This window comes from Streptomyces sp. NPDC003697 (assembly GCF_053587115.1).
This window is the reverse complement of the sequence record NZ_JBSFNN010000055.1, coordinates 29254-46242: the sequence shown is the minus strand read 5'-3', so window position 1 is coordinate 46242 and position 16989 is coordinate 29254. Positions and strand designations below refer to the sequence as shown.

The 16989-nt window shown below is 74.3% G+C and carries 12 protein-coding genes; 6 read left to right on the top strand and 6 right to left on the bottom strand.

All coding sequences use genetic code 11. The features are described from left to right. Positions 1-199 precede the first annotated feature (199 nt). Entirely contained in the window at positions 200-832 is a 633-nt protein-coding gene (locus ACWDNY_RS21290) for a hypothetical protein (RefSeq protein WP_451647351.1), read from the bottom strand. 430 nt (positions 833-1262) lie between these two features. Here ACWDNY_RS21290 and ACWDNY_RS21285 point away from each other — a divergent pair, with 430 nt between their 5' ends. Together ACWDNY_RS21285 and ACWDNY_RS21280 are read left to right on the top strand one after the other, a co-directional pair. Beyond that, positions 1263-1688 carry an ATP-binding protein gene (locus ACWDNY_RS21285; protein ID WP_451647350.1) on the top strand — a complete coding sequence of 142 codons (426 nt, stop codon included), beginning with the start codon at positions 1263-1265 and terminating at the stop codon, positions 1686-1688. A 242-nt stretch (positions 1689-1930) separates the two neighbouring features. Further along, positions 1931-5098, top strand: coding sequence for a glycoside hydrolase family 2 TIM barrel-domain containing protein (locus ACWDNY_RS21280; protein ID WP_451647349.1), 3168 nt, complete (start codon positions 1931-1933; stop codon positions 5096-5098). Positions 5099-5252: 154 nt separating this feature from the next. On the opposite strand, the gene ACWDNY_RS21275 is transcribed toward ACWDNY_RS21280, so the two are convergent. The 4 genes from ACWDNY_RS21275 to ACWDNY_RS21260 all read right to left on the bottom strand — a co-directional run bounded on the left by ACWDNY_RS21275 (position 5253) and on the right by ACWDNY_RS21260 (position 10340). Then, positions 5253-5471 (bottom strand): hypothetical protein, encoded by a 219-nt coding sequence (locus ACWDNY_RS21275; protein ID WP_451647348.1) that lies wholly within the window; start codon positions 5469-5471, stop codon positions 5253-5255. Between the two features lie 427 nt (positions 5472-5898). Then, positions 5899-7953: a DUF1996 domain-containing protein gene (locus ACWDNY_RS21270; RefSeq protein ID WP_451647352.1), complete on the bottom strand. Its 2055-nt coding sequence runs from the start codon at positions 7951-7953 to the stop codon at positions 5899-5901. A 441-nt stretch (positions 7954-8394) separates the two neighbouring features. After that, positions 8395-9963 carry an MFS transporter gene (locus ACWDNY_RS21265; RefSeq protein WP_451647347.1) on the bottom strand — a complete coding sequence of 523 codons (1569 nt, stop codon included), beginning with the start codon at positions 9961-9963 and terminating at the stop codon, positions 8395-8397. Positions 9964-10163: 200 nt separating this feature from the next. Further along, complete coding sequence (locus ACWDNY_RS21260) at positions 10164-10340, bottom strand: hypothetical protein (RefSeq protein ID WP_451647346.1); 177 nt, start codon at positions 10338-10340, stop codon at positions 10164-10166. Positions 10341-10879: 539 nt separating this feature from the next. Between ACWDNY_RS21260 and ACWDNY_RS21255 the strand changes: the two genes are divergently transcribed. The 4 genes from ACWDNY_RS21255 to ACWDNY_RS21240 all read left to right on the top strand — a co-directional run bounded on the left by ACWDNY_RS21255 (position 10880) and on the right by ACWDNY_RS21240 (position 15513). Further along, positions 10880-11449: a DUF2243 domain-containing protein gene (locus ACWDNY_RS21255; RefSeq protein WP_451647345.1), complete on the top strand. Its 570-nt coding sequence runs from the start codon at positions 10880-10882 to the stop codon at positions 11447-11449. Next, positions 11449-12330 carry a cytochrome c oxidase assembly protein gene (locus tag ACWDNY_RS21250; protein ID WP_451647344.1) on the top strand — a complete coding sequence of 294 codons (882 nt, stop codon included), beginning with the start codon at positions 11449-11451 and terminating at the stop codon, positions 12328-12330. The genes ACWDNY_RS21255 and ACWDNY_RS21250 overlap by 1 nt, the downstream gene beginning before the upstream one ends. Positions 12331-12805: 475 nt before the next feature. Next, positions 12806-14602, top strand: coding sequence for an FUSC family protein (locus ACWDNY_RS21245; RefSeq protein ID WP_451647343.1), 1797 nt, complete (start codon positions 12806-12808; stop codon positions 14600-14602). A 5-nt stretch (positions 14603-14607) separates the two neighbouring features. After that, entirely contained in the window at positions 14608-15513 is a 906-nt protein-coding gene (locus tag ACWDNY_RS21240) for a LysR family transcriptional regulator (protein WP_451647342.1), read from the top strand. A 41-nt stretch (positions 15514-15554) separates the two neighbouring features. On the opposite strand, the gene ACWDNY_RS21235 is transcribed toward ACWDNY_RS21240, so the two are convergent. Beyond that, positions 15555-16505: a restriction endonuclease gene (locus ACWDNY_RS21235; RefSeq protein ID WP_451647341.1), complete on the bottom strand. Its 951-nt coding sequence runs from the start codon at positions 16503-16505 to the stop codon at positions 15555-15557. Positions 16506-16989: the final 484 nt, after the last annotated feature.

Here is a 16989-nt window from a genome sequence, read left to right as displayed (position 1 = left end):
CAACCCCCCACCCCCCAAGGGGACGTGCAGACCCCCCGGCGGCACAGCCCCACGCCACGCCCGCCCCCGCCGCCGTGCCCCGCCGCGCGCAGCCCGTCCGGCCGGGCCCGCGCGCCCGGCACGCCCGGGAGTGCCCGTGCCGTTCGGAACGCCCGCGCCGGCCCCGGGCGCCCTGGCCGGTCCGGGCGGTTGCCTCCGGTCAGTACAGCTTGCCGACGGCCCTGACGGTGGTGGCCTTGAAGTCGCCGACCTGGGCGTGTCGGAAGTCGCCCATCTGGCCCCACTCGACGAACGTCACGGTCCTGCCGTCCCGGCCGACGGAGAAGAGGTTGATGTCGGAGCTGCCCCAGGCGGAGGCCGTGTGGAGGCCGTAGACGTCGGCGCCCTCCTCGACGTGGATCCTGCCGTAGTACTTCTCCGCCGCGGTGATGCCGGGGTCCTGCCGCGTCAGCTTCCGCGCGCAGCCGGCGAGGTCCTTGCGGAGCAGGGCCGCGAAGGCCTTGGCCCGCTGGACGCTCCGCTCGACCACCGTGACCTGGAGGGCTCCGGTGTCGAACTCGGTCCAGTACCGGCGGTGGCTCGCGATCGACGGCAGGGCCTCGCCGACGCAGACCGGCAGCGGGTCCGGCTGTCCGGCGGTGACCGGTCCGCCGTACCACGGGGACGCCGGGTGCGGAGGCAGGTCGCGCGGCTCGAGGAACCGCGGTGTGCCCGCGGCCCCCGAGCGGGATCCGGTGGTGGTGCCGGCGGCCGCCGGGACCGCGGTGAGGCCGACGGCCGCGGCCGCCAGAGCGGCGACGGCGAGCCGGGTGCTGCGCGTGCGGATGTCCATGGGTCCCCCAGGGCCGTTCGTGCGCGCTCCCGCAATGTCTTCCGGGGAGCGCTTCAGGTGCTGTGTCTGATACGACCCGCTACGACCCCCGGTGGTTGCACGGGACCCGCGACGGATCCGGCCTACGGCCCTCCGGTCCCCGAGGGGTGTGTGACCGCCGCGTTCGGTGGCCCCGGCGGCAGCCGGCCGGCGAGGACGCGGCCGTTCGCACCCCGTCTCGTGCACGGCCGAGTGCCCCGCGCGGGCAGGGGCGGCACCGGCAGTGCCGTGCCCCGGCCGCGAGGGCAGCCGGGGGTGCCGTACGGGCCGCAGTGGCCGGACTGCCGCGGCCCCTGGCGTCCCGCCGGCCCGGCCCGCCGTGCGTCCGCGTCAACACGCCTTCCGGGGGTACACGCGGCAGAGCAGGACCGACCGGGAAGGGACCACCACAGTGGACGGATCGTCGCTTCGGGCAGTGGGCTGGGCACGCTCCCTGCCGATCAACAGCGGAGTGAAGGCCGCCCGTGACTGGGCGCGCGAGCATCTGGACAGCCTCGGGTGGGCGGCCGACGCGCCGGAGACGGTGGACGCCGTGCTGCTGACCGTCTCGGAACTCGTCACCAACGCCCACCGGCACGCGCACAGTTCCGCCCAGTTGGTGCTGACCTGGGACAACCGGTGCCTGCACATCTCGGTGCACGACAATTCGGCGGACATTCCGACGCCCCGTCCGCCGAGCACCGAACGGATCGGCGGGCGGGGCATGTTCCTGGTCGACGCGCTGGCCGACAGCTGGGAGGCACGGCCCTGCCCGCACGGCAAGACCGTGACCGCCTGCTTCCGTCCGCCGGCCGAGGCGACCGCGCACAGCGGATGACGCAGGCGGCGGCCGCGCACCGGTGCGACGGCCGCCGGGCGTGACGCCTCCCCCCGTTCCGTCCACGGCCGCTCCCCGCTCTGGTGACGGCGACGGCGACCGGACGGCACATACCCCGGATGCTGGATTCGGGTCATCCCGCGGGGCCATGCGAGGCCCGTGGGAGAGACACGGTCTTGTGCGTTGGGGGATCATGTTCGATGCTGACGCTTCTTGACGCCTTACGTTCGGGGAGCTGTCGCATGAACGCAGACCGCAGGCACGCCGCCCGTCCGAGCCGCCGCACCGTCCTCGCCGGCAGCGCCCTGGCGGGGTGGGCGGCGGCCTTCACCGCGCAGAAGACGGCGTTCGCCGCACCGGGCGACCCGTGGGACGCCGGACCGCGGGTCTTCCAGGTGAACCGCGAGGCGGCGCGGCCCCGCCTCGTGCCGTACGCGGACCGGGCCGCCGCGCTGCGCGGACGCTTCCAGGAGTCCCCGTACTACCGTTCCCTCAACGGCAGTTGGCGTTTCCACTGGTCGAGGAACCCGGGCCTGCGGCCCGCCGGGTTCGAGGACCCCGCCTTCGACGACGGCGACTGGGAACGCATCCCGGTGCCCTCCAACTGGGAGATCGAGGGGTATCCGGAGCCGATCTACCTCAACATCAGGTACCCGTGGATCGGCTACGAGACGCCCGCTCCCCCGCAGGTGCCGAAGGACTTCAACCCGGTGGGTTCCTACCGCCGCGTCTTCACCGTGCCCGGCAACTGGTCGGGGCGGCGTACGCTGCTGTCCTTCCAGGGTGTGAAGTCCGCGTTCTTCGTGTGGGTCAACGGTGAGCGCGTCGGCTACAGCGAGGACAGTTACACGCCCGCCGAGTTCGACGTCACGCCCCATCTGCGGCGCGGCACCAACACCCTGGCGGTGGAGGTCTACCGCTGGTCCGACGGCAGCTGGCTGGAGGACCAGGACATGATCGACCTGTCCGGGATCTTCCGGGACGTCTACCTCTACTCCATCCCGCCCGTGCACGTGCACGACGTGTTCGTGCGCACCCGGCTGGACGCCGAGCACCGCGACGCCGTCCTGACGGTCGACGTCGAGGTGCGAGGCCGGAACGGCGCCGGCCCCGCCGGACATCGTCTGACGGCGGAGCTGCTCGACGCGCGCGGCCGGCGGGTGGTTCGCCTGGCGGGCGACGCCGGCGGCGGAACGGCGACCCTGGAGGGCGACGTGCGGGCGCCCGCGCTGTGGTCCGCGGAGGACCCGAACCTCTACACGCTCCTGGTCACGCTCACCGACGCGCGCGGTCGGGCGGTCGACGTCCACAGCACCCGGATCGGTTTCCGCCAGGTCGAGTACGGCCCGGGGAAGTTCACCGTCAACGGCAGGCCCGTGATGTTCCGCGGCACGAACCGCCACGAGACCGACCCCGAGCGTGGCCAGGCCCTCGACGAGGCGCGGATGGTCGAGGACATCCGCCTGATGAAGCAGCACAACATCAACGCCGTCCGCACCTCGCACTATCCTCCCCACCCGCGCTGGCTGGAGCTGTGCGACGAGTACGGCCTGTACGTCATCGCCGAGACGAACCTGGAGACCCACGGCGTGCGCGACACCGTGCCCGGTTCGCTGCCGCAGTGGACCGAGGCGTGCGTCGACCGGCTGCGCTCGCTGGTCGAACGGGACAAGAACCACCCGTGCGTCGTCGTCTGGTCGCTGGGCAACGAGGCGGGCCAGGGCGCGAACTTCCGGGCCATGGCGGACTGGGTGCACGCGCGCGACGCGTCGCGTCCGGTGCACTACGAGGGCATGAACGCGGTCGCCGACCTGCACAGCGAGATGTACACCAGCCCGGCGGGCGTCGAGGCGTACGGCAAGTCGGGCAACCCGACCCCGTTCATGCTGTGCGAGTACAACCACTCGATGGGCAACAGCGGCGGCAACGTGCGGGAGTACTGGGACGTCTTCGAGCGGTACCCCAATCTGCACGGCGGCTTCGTCTGGGACTGGGTGGACCAGGCGATCCGGCTGCCGGTGCCCGGGGACGCCCGGCACACCTACCTGTCGTACGGCGGCGACTGGCACCCCGGCTACCCCACGGACGGCAACTTCTGCTGCAACGGCCTGCTGGCTGCGGACCGTTCGGTCCATCCCGGGCTGATCGAGCTGAAGAAGTGCTACCAGCCGGTGGACGTCACGGCCGGGGACCTCACGGACGGATCCGGCGGCACGGTCAAGGTGCGCAACAAGCAGCTGTTCACCGGCCTGGGCGCCTACGAGGTGCGGTGGTCCGTCACCCGCGACGGCGAAGTGGTGCAGCACGGCACGCTGCGCGCCCCCGACGTGGCGCCCGGCGAGGAGGGCGAACTGCGCGTACCGTGCCGCAGGCCCGCCATGCCCGCGGCCGGTGCGGAGTACTTCCTGAACCTGTCGTTCGTGCTGCGCGAGCGGGCCCGCTGGGCCGCGGCGGGGCACGAGGTGGCCGCCGAACAGCTGGCGCTGGACTGGCACACGCCGGCGCCCGCCGACACGCCGCCCGGCGGTGAGCTGACGCTGACGGAGACCGGCACGGAGGTCACCGTCAGCGGGCGGGACGTACGGGCGGTCTTCTCCAGGTCCACCGGCACCCTCTCGTCGTACGCCTTCCGGGGCCGGGAACTGCTCGCCGAGGGCCCGGTGCCCAACTTCTGGCGCGGACCGACGGACAACGACATCGGGCGCGGCTTCCACAAGACCGCGCTGACCTGGCGGGATGCGGGGCCGAAGCGGTCGGTGACGTCCGTGAGCGCCCGGCCGGCCGGGCCCGGCGAGGCCGTCGTCGAGGTCGCCTGCACCCTGCCCACCACGCCGAAGACCGCCACCTGGCACACGGTGTTCCGGGTGCGCGCGGACGGCGAGGTGCGTGTGCGGCACACCCTCGACGCCCCGTCCGGGCTGCCGGACCTGCCCATGGTCGGCGCCCTGCTCACCGTGCCGGCGTCCTGCGAGCGGCTCGACTGGTTCGGGCGCGGGCCGCACGAGAACTACCAGGACCGCAAGACGTCAGCCTTCGTGGGGCGCTGGCGCTCCACGGTCGACCAGCAGGCCGCCCCGTACGTCCGGCCGCAGCAGATGGCGAACCAGACGGACGTGCGGCGGCTGTCGCTGACCGACCGCTCCGGGGACGGCCTGACCGTCCTCGCCGAGCCGGGCGCCGGCGAGCCGCTGCTGGAGACCAGCGCGCTGCACCACACGCCGCACGACCTCGACGGGCCGCGGCACCCGCACGAGCTCACACGGCGGCCGGAGACAACCCTGCTGGTCAACCACCGTCAGATGGGGGTCGGTGGGATCAACTCCTGGGGCGCGGCACCCCTGGAGAAGTACCTGCTGCACTCCGGGCGGACGTACAGCTACGCCTACCGGCTGCGTCCCGCGTCCGCCTGAGGCCGGCGCGCCGGGCGGCGGCCACCGGAGGCCGGGCGAACCGCTCAGCCGGACACGACGTGGGGAAACGCCGGATGGGCAGGCCGCGGACCACTGCGCCGCATTCCGGCGACCGCCGGGATGCGGTGCCCGCCGGCCGCGGCACCCCCGCCGTTCACGACGCGGCCCTCTCCCGCCCGGCGCCGCCGCCGTCCGCACGGCGCGTAGGTTTCCGCACCAGGACGACGACGGCGCAGAGCCCGAGCAGAGCGGCGAAGGAGAGCCGGAGCCAGTGCGGCCGGCGGAGGAACCCGAGCAGCATCAGCGCGACGTCGAGCGCGGCGCCCACCCTGCCGGACGCCGACGTCCCGGACGCTGCGGCCCGAAGCGACATGGCACAGCCCCCGGTACCGGGCCGCACCGCGGGCCCACGTGATCGTAGCGGGCGCCGGGGGGCCTGGGTGCCGCCGGGCCGGGGCCGTTGTCCGGCCACGCAGCGCGAGCGGACTCAGGCTTTCCGCTACCGACAGTAACATGATCAACTTTTCTTTAGGTGCTCACTACAGCCGGATGAGCGCCGTCATCGCCCACGCACCCACGAAGTGAGGTTCTCCGTGCCGTCTACGAACGATGCGCTGGAGCAGGCGCGTTCCGCATACGAGGATCATGCGCGCACCTGCCGTCAGTGCCATGCCCACTCCGCACCGTGCGCCGTGTCCAAGCACCTGCTGCGCCTGTACAACAACGCCAGAAGAGGCGTGCCCCGGCCGGGCGGCTCGAGCCTGTGACGTGCCGCCGGGCCGGGGCTGCGTGACGGTGCCTCACACCGAGGAGCGCCTGACCCGGCGGAGCAGGAGGAAGCCTCCGACCATGAGGACCGCTCCGGCCGCGGCCGGCCACAGGTGCGCGCCCGTCTCGGCCAGCCCGCCGCTGACGGCCTGGGGCCGGAGCTGCGATCCCGCGGACCGGTCGCCGCCCGCGGTGGCCGGGGGCTGTGCGGGGGTGCCGATCTCCCCGGCACCGTCACCGGACGAGCCGCCCTGCGGTGCGGCGCTGGCCGGGAGCCTGGTGGCGGACATGGTCGTGTCGGCCTTGGGCTCCACGGCGCCGGACGCGCCGTCGCCCGCGGGCTGCGCGGTCGGTCGGCCGGGAGCCGACGGCTGCTGCCCCTGGGGCGCGCCCTGAGAGTCCTGCGGCTGCTGCGGCTGCTGGGGGTTGCCCGGCTGCTGCGGGTTCTCCGGCTGCTGGGACGGCTGCGGGTCCTGCGGCTGCTGCGGGTTCTCGGGCTGCTGCGGGTTCTCCGGCTGCGGGTCCTGCGGCTGCTGCGGCTCCTCAGGCTGCTCGCCGGAGCCGGAGCCGGAGCCGGAGCCCTGGCCCGCACCCGCACCGCACTGCCGGCCGCCGTTGATGCAGTCCACGACCTCGCGCATCAGGTCCTCGTCGAAGACGTTGACGAAGTCGCCGTGGTCCGTCACCGGCTTGTGCAGCTGCTCGGGGAAGGAGTCGACGGCGAACAACGGGGTCGTCCGGCCGCCGTCCTGCAGGCTGGGCGGGTCCACGTCGTAGACGATGCGCTGGACCAGCTGTGGGATCGCCCGGAAGCCGTCCGGGCAGCCGCCGTCCGCGGCGGCGAAGGCGACGTGGGTGCGGTGGTTGGCGCTGTCGATGTTCCGGCCGTCCCAGCAGCTCTGGAACCGGAAGGTGCGGACGACGTCGCTGCCCTCGGGGCACAGCGGGTACTTGTCCTTCAGCTGCCGGTCCTCGAAACCGGTGCAGCTCCAGGAGGCGTTGGCGTTGCCGGGGCCGTTGACGAACGCCTTGGCGTCGCCGGTGATGATGCGCAGCAGGCGCGGCATCCCGGTGACCTTCGAACGCGGGCTGCCCACGAAGGTCAGCGTCACCTCCCGGGGAGTGACGATCTTGCCGACGTTGCCCTCGGTCCCGCCGCCGGGGGCGTCGGCGTCCCGCTCGCGGGTTCCGTCCTGCAGCCGCAGCACGGGCCAGTAGTACGTGGACCTGTCGCCCTTGTCCTCGCAGGTGGTGTCGGCGTTCGCCAGATCCTCGTCGCTGGCGAAGGCGTTGTTGGCCTGGTTGCCGACGTAGTCGTGGAAGTGGTGGGCGCCGTTGGTGACGCCGGGGGCGACGATGATGTTGTCGGAGTTGAACAGGCCGTTGGCGTTCACCCCGCAGCTGCTGCTGAACGTCCCCCGGGACGCGTCCGCCCCCGGGTTCACGCCCGCCGCCTGGGGCTGGACGGTGGTGATGTCGGCGTAGTCCGCGGCGACGGGGCCGTTCCCGCCCTGGCCGCCGTTGCCGTTCTGGCCGCCGTTGCCGTTCTGGTCCTGCCCGTCCTGGCCCTGCTGGTTCTGCTGCGGGTCGCCGCCCTGGTCCCGGCCGTCGTTCCCCTTCTGCCCGTCGCCGCCGTCACCGGCGTCCTGGCCCTGGTCCTCCCCGCCGCCGTCCTGCTGGTTGCCGGACGCGCGCAGGGCGCAGCCCGCGAGATCGCGAAGTCCCTCCGGGCGGTCGCCCGCGCCGTCGATGGCGTCCTCGATGCGCCCGATCGTTTCCGTCCGCTTCTCCTTCAGCGGCTGCATGATCGAGTCGTCCGCGGAGCCGGGGTCCTGTCCCACGGCCCGCGCCGACTCCTGCAGCTGCCGGTAGGCGGCGGCCACCTGCTCGTCCAGTACGGCGAGTTGCGCGTCGACGTCCGCCCGCGCCGCGTCGGGCACGGCGGTGAGCCGGTCGCCGACGTCCGGGCAGTCGATCGTGGCCGCCGCCATCACCTGGTTCCCGCCGCCGTCCGCCCCTGCCCGCCAGGGGTCCTCGGTGGCCGACGCGTACACGTTGGCCGCGACCAGCCCGCCTCCGCCGAGCATCAGGGCCACCGCGGCGAAGGTGGCGCGTCGTGGGCCTGTGGGTCGTCTGCGCGTGTTGCGTCCCAAGGGAGGCACTCCTAGGCGTGTGGTCGGCCGGACAGGGAAATCCCCCGCTCCATACGCACGCCGGCCCAGGAGTGTTCAGCGGTCCCGCACATTCACACCGGACTCACGGCGGCCGGCCCCGGAGCCGGCCGCCGGGCGTGGCCCTGCGCGCGAACGGGCACGGCCGTACACGCGGCACCGTGCGAGGCCGTCCCGGCGTGCGGCCGGGCTCGGCCGGCCGCCGGATGCGTCAGCGGTTGCGGCGGGCGACGGACCAAGCGCCGCCGGTCCTGCCGCTGCTCGGTCGTCGTCGCTTCCATGTGCTCGCCCCTGCTTCCGTCGAGCCCGGCGGCATACGGCCGGGTAGGCCGGCTGTCCGCGCGCGCCGCGAGCGGTTCACCCCGGGCGCCCCGGGCGGCTGGGGGGGCCGTCACCGGAGGCGGTCCCCGCGGTGACCCGGTACAGCTCCTTGGAGGTGACGATCAGTGCGCGCTGCTCCTCCCGTGAGCCGACCATCGGCTGTGATCCGTTCAGCGGGACCTGGGCGCTCTCCGGCAGGAACTTCACCGCCACCAGGCCGATGACGCCGGCCAGCATCAGGTAGTAGGCGGGCATCAGGTCGTCGCCGGTGAGGCTCACCAGGGCCTCGGTGACGAGCGGGGTGGTGCCGCCGAAGGCGGAGACGGCGACGTTGAAGCCGAGGCCCATGGCGGCGTAGCGAACGGCGGTGGGGAACAGCGCGGGCAGGGTGGCGGCGCTCGGCGCGGCGAAGCAGGCCAGCAGGGTCGACAGGATGAGCACCCCGGCGACCGGCGCCCAGGTGCCGTCCGCCTTGAGCAGCAGGAAGGACGGCACGGCGAGCAGGATCATGGCGGCCGCGGCGAAGCCGTACAGGGGCCGCCGGCCGACCCGGTCGCTGAGCCGTCCGAGGAAGGTGATCAGCAGCACGATCCACACCATGCCGATGAGCACGAGCACGTCGGCGAAGCCGCTGGAGCGGCCGAGGGTCTCCGTCTGGTAGGTGGGCAGGAAGCCCGTGACCATGTAGTTGGTGACGTTGTAGAGGAGCACCAGGCCCAGGCAGACGAGCAGCGGCCGCCAGTGCTCCTTGACGATCACCTTGAACTCGCTGCTCGCCGACTTCTGCGCCAGGCTCCTCTCGTGCTCGTCGAGCTGCTGCTGGAAGGCCGGCGACTCCTCCAGCTTGAGCCGCATGTACAGGCCGATGACACCGAGCGGGCCGGCGATGAGGAAGGGCACGCGCCAGCCCCAGTCGAGCATCTGGGACTCGGTGAGCACCACGTTCAGCAGGGTGACCAGGGCGGAGCCGAGGGCGTAGCCGACGAAGGTGCCGAAGTCGAGCCAGCTGGAGAGGAAGCCACGGCGCCGGTCGGGCGAGTACTCGGCGACGAAGGTGGTGGCGCCGCCGTACTCGCCGCCGGTGGAGAAGCCCTGCACCATCCGGGCCACCAACAGCAGGGCCGGGGCCGCGACGCCGATGGTGGCGTAGCTGGGGATCAGCCCGATGGCGAAGGTGCCGGCCGCCATCATGATCATGGTTGTGGCGAGGACCTTCTGCCGTCCCACGCGGTCGCCGAGGGGGCCGAACACGAGGCCGCCGAGCGGACGCACGAGGAACGCCGCGGCGAAGGTGGCGAAGGAGGAGATCACCTGCGCGGCCGGTGACGCGCCGGGGAAGAAGACCTTGCCGAGGGTGGCGGCGAGGTAGCTGTAGACCCCGAAGTCGAACCACTCCATGCAGTTGCCGAGGGCGGAGGCGCCGACCGCCCGCCTGAGCAGCGGCGGCTCGACGACCTGCACGTCCTCCTCGCGGAAGGCGCGCCTCCTGCGCCGCAGTCTGCGGGTCAGGTCGGTACGGACCTGTCCGGGGAGATCCGTCACGGAGACCGGCACCTCGGCCGTGCCGTTGAGGGGAGACCGCCCGTCGGGCGCCGCGTCGGCCACGCTGCTGCCTTTCTGCCACGTCCACACGCTCCTCGCTCACGCGAGGGGGCACCGCCTTGTTCCTCCGGCGCACGTCAGAGCGGCTGCCCGGAATCACAGGAGCCACACGCTCACCACCGGGACCCCTTCGCCGGGCCGGGCAGGGACGCGGACGACGGCAGACCGCGGAGCGGGGTGTGCCGAAGCGCCCGGCGAGCGCCTCAGCGCCTGCGGCCGCGCACGGACCAGCCACTGCCGACGCCCGCCAGGTGCAGGGCCAGCAGGGTCAGACCGATCAGCATGATGTTGGACGAGGTGAAGGTGTCGTTGGTCGCGATGTCGGCCGCGTTGATGAGGAAGGCGATGAAGAACAGGACCGCCGAGACGATGGCCAGCACGATGCACCGTTCCTTTCCTGGTGGGTGACGCCGAAGCGTTTCGTGCTGTCCGGATGCCCCCGACCCGGCGCCGCATACGGAGGGTCGGCGTACGCCTGCGCGTCGTGTCCGCGGACGCGGTGCGCAGACGGGTGCCGGTCATGCACCGGAAAGGGGGAACCGGCGCGGGGGCCTGCGGGGGCGGGGCACGGGATCACCACAGTGTCCGGTGGAGCGAGAGGGGACGCCGTGGTCTTCCCGCTGTGCACCGCGGGACCGCTGCTGCCCGCTGCCCTTCCGGTCGGCCGGCAGGGCGCCGCCGCGCCGCGCCTCCCTCCGCCCGAGCGGCGGCTGACGCCCGCGCCGGCAGCCGTCCGCTTCCGGCCGCCCGACCCGTGGCCGGACCGTTTCGCCGCGCCGGAAGTGGCCCTTTCCGGGCGGGCCCCACGCGGCGGACGGTGGTTGGATGGACAGCGCGCTGACGGGGAGTCCCCCCGCCGGGAGACCCGGCGCGACCACGGAAGGCCGCTCGGGCCACCGGTGGCGAGAGGAAGTGCTGGATGACGAGCGAAGACGCGGTCCGGGCCGTATCCGCGCCGCAACCCGCACCCGAGAGCATCCGGCTGCCGGGCATCGTGCTGGGCGTGGGGCTGGGCGGATTCGTCGACGGCATCCTGCTGCACCAGCTCCTCCAGTGGCACCACATGCTGACCAGCACCGATCACGACCGCGTCGGCGTGAAGTACTACGACCCCCGCACCGTGTCGGGGCTGGAGATGAACACCGTCTGGGACGGCATCTTCCACGCCGTGTGCTGGGTCGCCGTGATCACCGGGCTGGGCATCCTGTACGCCCGGGTCACCCACGACCGTCGCGCGGTGTGGACGTCACGGGTGCTGTGGGGATGGATCGTCGTCGGCTGGGGGCTGTTCAACCTCGTCGAGGGCGTCCTGGACCACCAGATCCTGGGTATCCACCATGTGCGCGGCGGCGCCCACCAGGGCTGGTGGGACGCCGGCTTCCTCGTCCTGGGCGCGGTGTTCGTGGTGATCGGCTACGCGCTGCAGCGCGGTGGCAGGCCGCTCGACCCCGCGGGTGCCGCCGGCGCGGCAGGGGCGCGGGCCGCCTGATGGACGGCGGGCACCCGATGCACTCCCCGCACCCCGCCGGCGGCGCCGCACCGGAGGCGGTGCTGATCACGCTGCTCCTGCTCGGGGCGGCCTGCGGTTATCTGCTGCTCGTCCGGCGTGCCCGGCGGCGCCACCCCGGGTCCGGCCGGTCCGTCCGGACGGCCCTCTTCCTGGCCGGACTGGCCCTGCTCGCCGTCGCCCTGCTGCCGCCGCTGGCCCCCGCCGCGCACACGGACTTCCGCGGGCACATGGTCCAGCACCTGCTCATCGGCATGTACGCGCCGCTGGCGCTGGTGCTGGCCGCGCCGGTCACCGTGCTGCTGCGGGCTCTGCCCCCGGCCGGTGCCCGGCGGGTCACGGCACTGCTGCACAGCCCGTACGCGCGCGTACCGGCCCACCCGGCCGTCGCCCTGGCCCTGAGCACCGGCGGTCTCCTCCCGCTGTACTTCACGCCGCTGTTCGACGCCGCCATGGAGCACCCGGCGGGCCACTGGCTGCTGCACGCGCACTTCCTGCTCTCCGGCTGCCTGTTCGCCTACGTCATCGCCGGGCCCGACCCCGCGCCGCGCCGGCCCGGTGTGCGGGCGCGGCTCGTCTACCTGGGCGTGGCCGTGGCCGTGCACGCGCTGGTGTCACAGGCCATGTACGGCGGGTTCTTCATCCACGTCCACGCGCCCGCCGATCAGGTCCGGCGGGGTGCGGAGCTCATGTACTACGGCGGGGACATCGCCGAACTGCTGCTGGCCGCGGCGCTGGTGAGCACCTGGCGGCCCGGACCCCGCACCGCGACGGCACGGCGGCGCGGACGCCGGAACGCCCGCCGGGCATCCACGGTCCCCCGTCGGGCCGGTGGCGCCGCCGGGGAAGCTCCGTCGGGCTGATCCTCCGCGGAGGCGGCCTCCCGCACACCGCGGACGGTCCGCGCGCCGGCGGCATCCGCGGACGCCGCCGCGACGGGTTCGAGGCGTGCGCCGGTCCCTCGCGCAACCCCTGACGGGTTTTCACGGCGGCGCGCGGTTGCCGCCCGGACCCCTCCCCCACCGACGCCGTGGCCGACCGATGCCCTCAGCGCATGGATCCGGCCGCCGACTGCGTTCTCCGTCACAGTGAGCGCGCGCAGGCGCCGTCGGCAGCACATCATCCCTGTTCAGGCCGCATGTATGCAGGTGAGGAATGATCACGCGCCGTCTGCGGTCATTGGACGCATGCATCGCAGGGACCGACCCTGGAGACATCCCGTCCTCCCGCCGCCGCCGACCGGCGTCCCGCCGGCCGTGACGCTCCGGGGAACCCCTCCACCGGCGGCGCCGCCGACCCGAGACCGACTTCTCGGCACACGAAAGGACCCGGCCTCGTATGACTTCAGCAGCCCGCGCCCGCCTGGAGCGCCTCGCCGGCGGCGCCACGCGGCCGAGGGTGCGCCCCTCGTCCGGTTTCCCGCTCGGCGCGCTGCCCGTGGCCGCCGCGGCGCGAGGCGCCGTCGCGCTGGCGCTGCCGCTGCTCGTGGGCCTGTGGTCCGGTGCGGTGATCCCGTCGGTGATCGCGGCGGTCGGTGCCCTGTGGGGCGTGGGCCAGGACGGCTCCGACCCCTACCGGTTGCGCGTCCGGCGGCTGGTCTGGATGGGACTGGCCGCCGCGCTCGGTCTGCTCGCCGGTGAGCTGGCGCTCCGCAGCGGGCAGCCCCTGGCGGTGCCGGCCTGCCTGGTCGTCGCCGCCCTGGCCGCCGGTTCGATCAGTCTGCGCGGCCGTGTCGCCTCCGTGGCCGGCATGCACCTGCTGCTGGGCGTCACGATCGGCACCGGCATCCCCGTGCCGGGTCCGTGGTGGCACGCCCCTCTCGCGCTGTTCGCCGGCGTGGGCCTCGTCGTCGTGATGTCGGCGACTCCGTGGTTGTGGCGTCGCCACCGCATCGAGCGTACGGCCGTCCTCGCCGTGTACCGGGCCGCCTCTGACGCGCTGTCGGCCGCCGGCTCGCCCGGCGCCGAGGACGCCCGCCGGGGGCTGACGGCCGCCCTCGACCACGCCCACCAGGTCGTGGGACGTCACCTGACGCACCGTGAGCGATCGCGGCCGGAGCTGCGGGACCTGCTCAGGGCCTTCGACGTGGCCGTCCGGCTGGGCGAGGTGACGTCCGCGCTGGTGTGGGAGGCACGGGCGCTCCCCCGGACGGTGACGCGCCTGCCCCTGGCGATGGCGGACCGCCTGCTGCCGGCGGCGGACACGTCCTCCGTCGCGCCGGCGGCCGGCGTGGCCGCCCCGGTCGCGGCCGGCGTCACGGGCCGCTCGGCGGGGCTTCGGGCGCTGGCGGAGCTGTCCGCGGAGGCCGGCGGCGCCCGCGGCGACGACGCCATGCCGCGGCTGCCCGGCCTGCCGCCGCAGGAGAGGTCGGCCCATCTGCGCTTCGCCGTGCTGCTGGCCCTCTGCGTGCTCGTGGCGCAGCTCTGTGCCGACGCCCTGCACGGCCCGCGCGGCTACTGGCTCCCCATGACCGTCGCCTTCGTCTACAAGCCCGACTTCGGGCCGGTGTTCCGGCGGGCCGTGCACCGCTGCGCCGGCACAGTCGTCGGCGTGGTGGCCATCGGCGCGGTGACGCTGCTGACGACGGACGCGTACGCCCTCGTCGGCGCCGTGGCGGCCTTCGGCGCGCTGATGGCCGTCGGGGTGCGGCACCACTACGCGCTGGCCACGGTGGGCCTGACCGCCGTCGTGCTGGTCCTCGTCGACATGCTCGGCGACGACCGCGCGTTGTACGGGCCGCGCATCCTGGACACCGCCCTGGCGGCCGTCATCGTCCTGGTGGCGCACTTCCTTCTGTGGCCCGACTCGGCAGCCCGCCGCGCCGCCGCGTGGACCGGGGCGGCCGTGGCGGCCGCCCACCGCTACCGCGACCTCGCCCCTCAGGCGGCTCCGGCCCAGCGGCACGCCCTGCGCCGGGCCGCCTACCACCAGCTCGCCGAGGCGCGACGGGCCGTCGCCCACGCGCGGGGCGAGCCGGGGCGGCCGGCCCGGGCGCTGCCGGAGTGGGAGCGGGCCGTCACCGCGGCCGAGCAGTTGTGCGACGCCGTGAGCGCCCGGTCCTTGACCGGTTCGCCGGCCGCGCAGCTCCCGCGCCGGGCCGCGCCCCCCGCGCTGTGCGGTGCCGGAGGAGAATGAGGGGGATGGATCTCCAGGTACTGCGTTCGTTCCAGGCGGTGGCCGACGGCATGACGGTCACGGAGGCCGCCGCAGAGGCCCGGGTCACCCAGCCCGCGCTGTCGCGGGCGCTGCACCGGCTCGACGAGGAGGTGGGCGCCCAACTCCTCCAGCGTGTCGGCCGCGTGCTGCGGCCGACGCCGGCCGGCCGGGTGTTCAAGGAGTACGTGGACGCCGTCCTCGACGGGTACGACCGGGGCCGGCGGGCGGTCGCCGAAGTGGTCGACCCGGAGGCCGGCGTGGTCTCACTGGCCTTTCTGCACACCCTGGGGACCTGGCTGGTGCCCGAGCTCGTCACCGGCTTCCGGCAGACGTTCCCCCAGGTCCGCTTCGAGCTGTACCAGAACGAGGAGAACGGGCTCGTCCAGCACCTCCTCGGCGCCACCGCCGACCTGATCATCACCAGCGACGACCCCGGCCACCCGCTGATCACCTGGCGGCGGCTCCTGGTCGAACCCCTCTGGCTCGCCGTGCCCACCCAGCATCCGCTGGCCCAGCGCCGCCGGGTCCGCCTGGCGGAGGTCGCCGGGGAACCCTTCATCCTGCTCAAGCCCGGCTACGGGCTCCGCGGCATCACGGAGTCGTTGTGCCGCCGGGCGGGCTTCACCCCGCAGATCGGCTTCGAGGGCGAGGAGGTCCACACGCTGCGGGGCCTGGTCGCCGCCGGACTGGGGGTGTCGCTGATCCCGTCGTCACCCGACGCCGCGGCGCCCCAGGACTTCCCGATCCGCTACCTGGAGCTCACCGACGTGCCCGGGGCCCGTGACATCGGCATCGCCTGGCTGGCCGGCCGCACCCTGCCCCCGGCGCCGCGGCGGTTCATCGACCACGCGCTGGGTGCCACGGCAGGACCGGGGGCGGTCGGGGGCTGAGGCGGTCCCGGCACCGGTGCGCGCGCCGCGCACCGGCCGGGTCAGCACCGGGGCTCCTCGGCCGCGGCCGGCATCCGCCACGGCTCCGGACCCGTGCCGTCGCTCCACGCCCGCAGGGCCTGCCCGTCCACGCACACGATCGCGCACTGCGCGGCGTACTCGGCGGCCGGGGCCGTGAACTCGCTGGTGGTGACGACGACGGCGACGTCCGCCTCGTGGACGGTGTAGCAGGTGCCGCCGAAGCGCTGCAGGTCCTGCGAGCCGACCCGGTTGGAGTCGCAGTAGCGCTTGCACTGGACGACCACACGCCGTCCGTCCGGGGCCACCGCCAGCACGTCGGCGCCGAGGTCGCCGGCGCCGCCGACTACCTCCACCTCCACGCATCCGTCGCGCCGGCACAGTGCGGCCACCGCCTCTTCGAACGCGTCGGCGTCCAGGGCGTCGTAGTCCACGGGGGCGCCTGTGGTGGGCGGGCCCGCGGGGGCGTCCGGGAGCACGACCGTCTCCTCGACGACGGCCGATTCCTCGACGACGACGGTGTCCCCGAGGACGACCGTGTCCTGCGTGCCCGGGCCACCGGCACCGGCTGCGGGCACCGCCGCGTACGCGGCGGTGCGCCCGGCGCCGGGCGCGTGCTGCGGCGGGGCCGCTGCCGGCCTTGCCCGTCCTTGCGCCGTCTCCCCCTCCAGCTCGTCGAGCGCCGTCCGCGTGGCCTGCTCCAGCGCGGCGGCGGCCTGCTGCGCGGTCCGGAGCGCGGAGAACCGGCGCCGGCGCCGCACGGCCAGGGCGGTGGCCGCGCCGACAAGGCACAGGGCCACCGCCCACGCGGGGCGGCGTTCGAGGGCGTCGGCCGCCGCGCGGGCCGTGAAGCCCAGCACGCACACGACGATGGCGAGGAGACCGAAGAACAGGGCGGTCGCACGGAGGTCGAAGGGGCGCCGACGGCCGGTGCGGCCGCCGGTGTGGGGTATGCGGCGTGCGGGCGTGGCCACAGTGGTGACGTTCCTCCCTCGACTGGACACGAAGATCACTCCCGCCGTCTGCCCGGGATCGATCAGTTCATCGGGCCCGGTGACCGTCGCTCTCGCCGGGCGCTCGGGACGGCCTCGCATGCCCTGGCGTGGAGCAACGGCGGGGCGGGGCGCCGGGGCCGATCAGGCTGGTGGTCCTGATCGGCATCCGCGGGGAGTCGTCGTGAGCAGGCCGCCTGAGTGTCTCCGTCAGGACCGTCGTCCGGGTGCGGGCCGCCCCGCCGGGTGCGTGTCCGGTGCCCGCACCGCGGGAGGGGCAGCCCGCGGCCCCCGTGCGACGCACCGGTGTACGGACCGGACCGCTGGATGCGGCACGTGGGTTTCGTGGGCCGCGGTCGGGGCCGCCGGCCGTACGGCGGTGCCACGCCCGCACGGGCCGCGGCACCGGCCGCCGCCGGTTCCCCCGTGCGCATCGCCGCACTCCGGGGCCGGTTCGCCGTGGAGG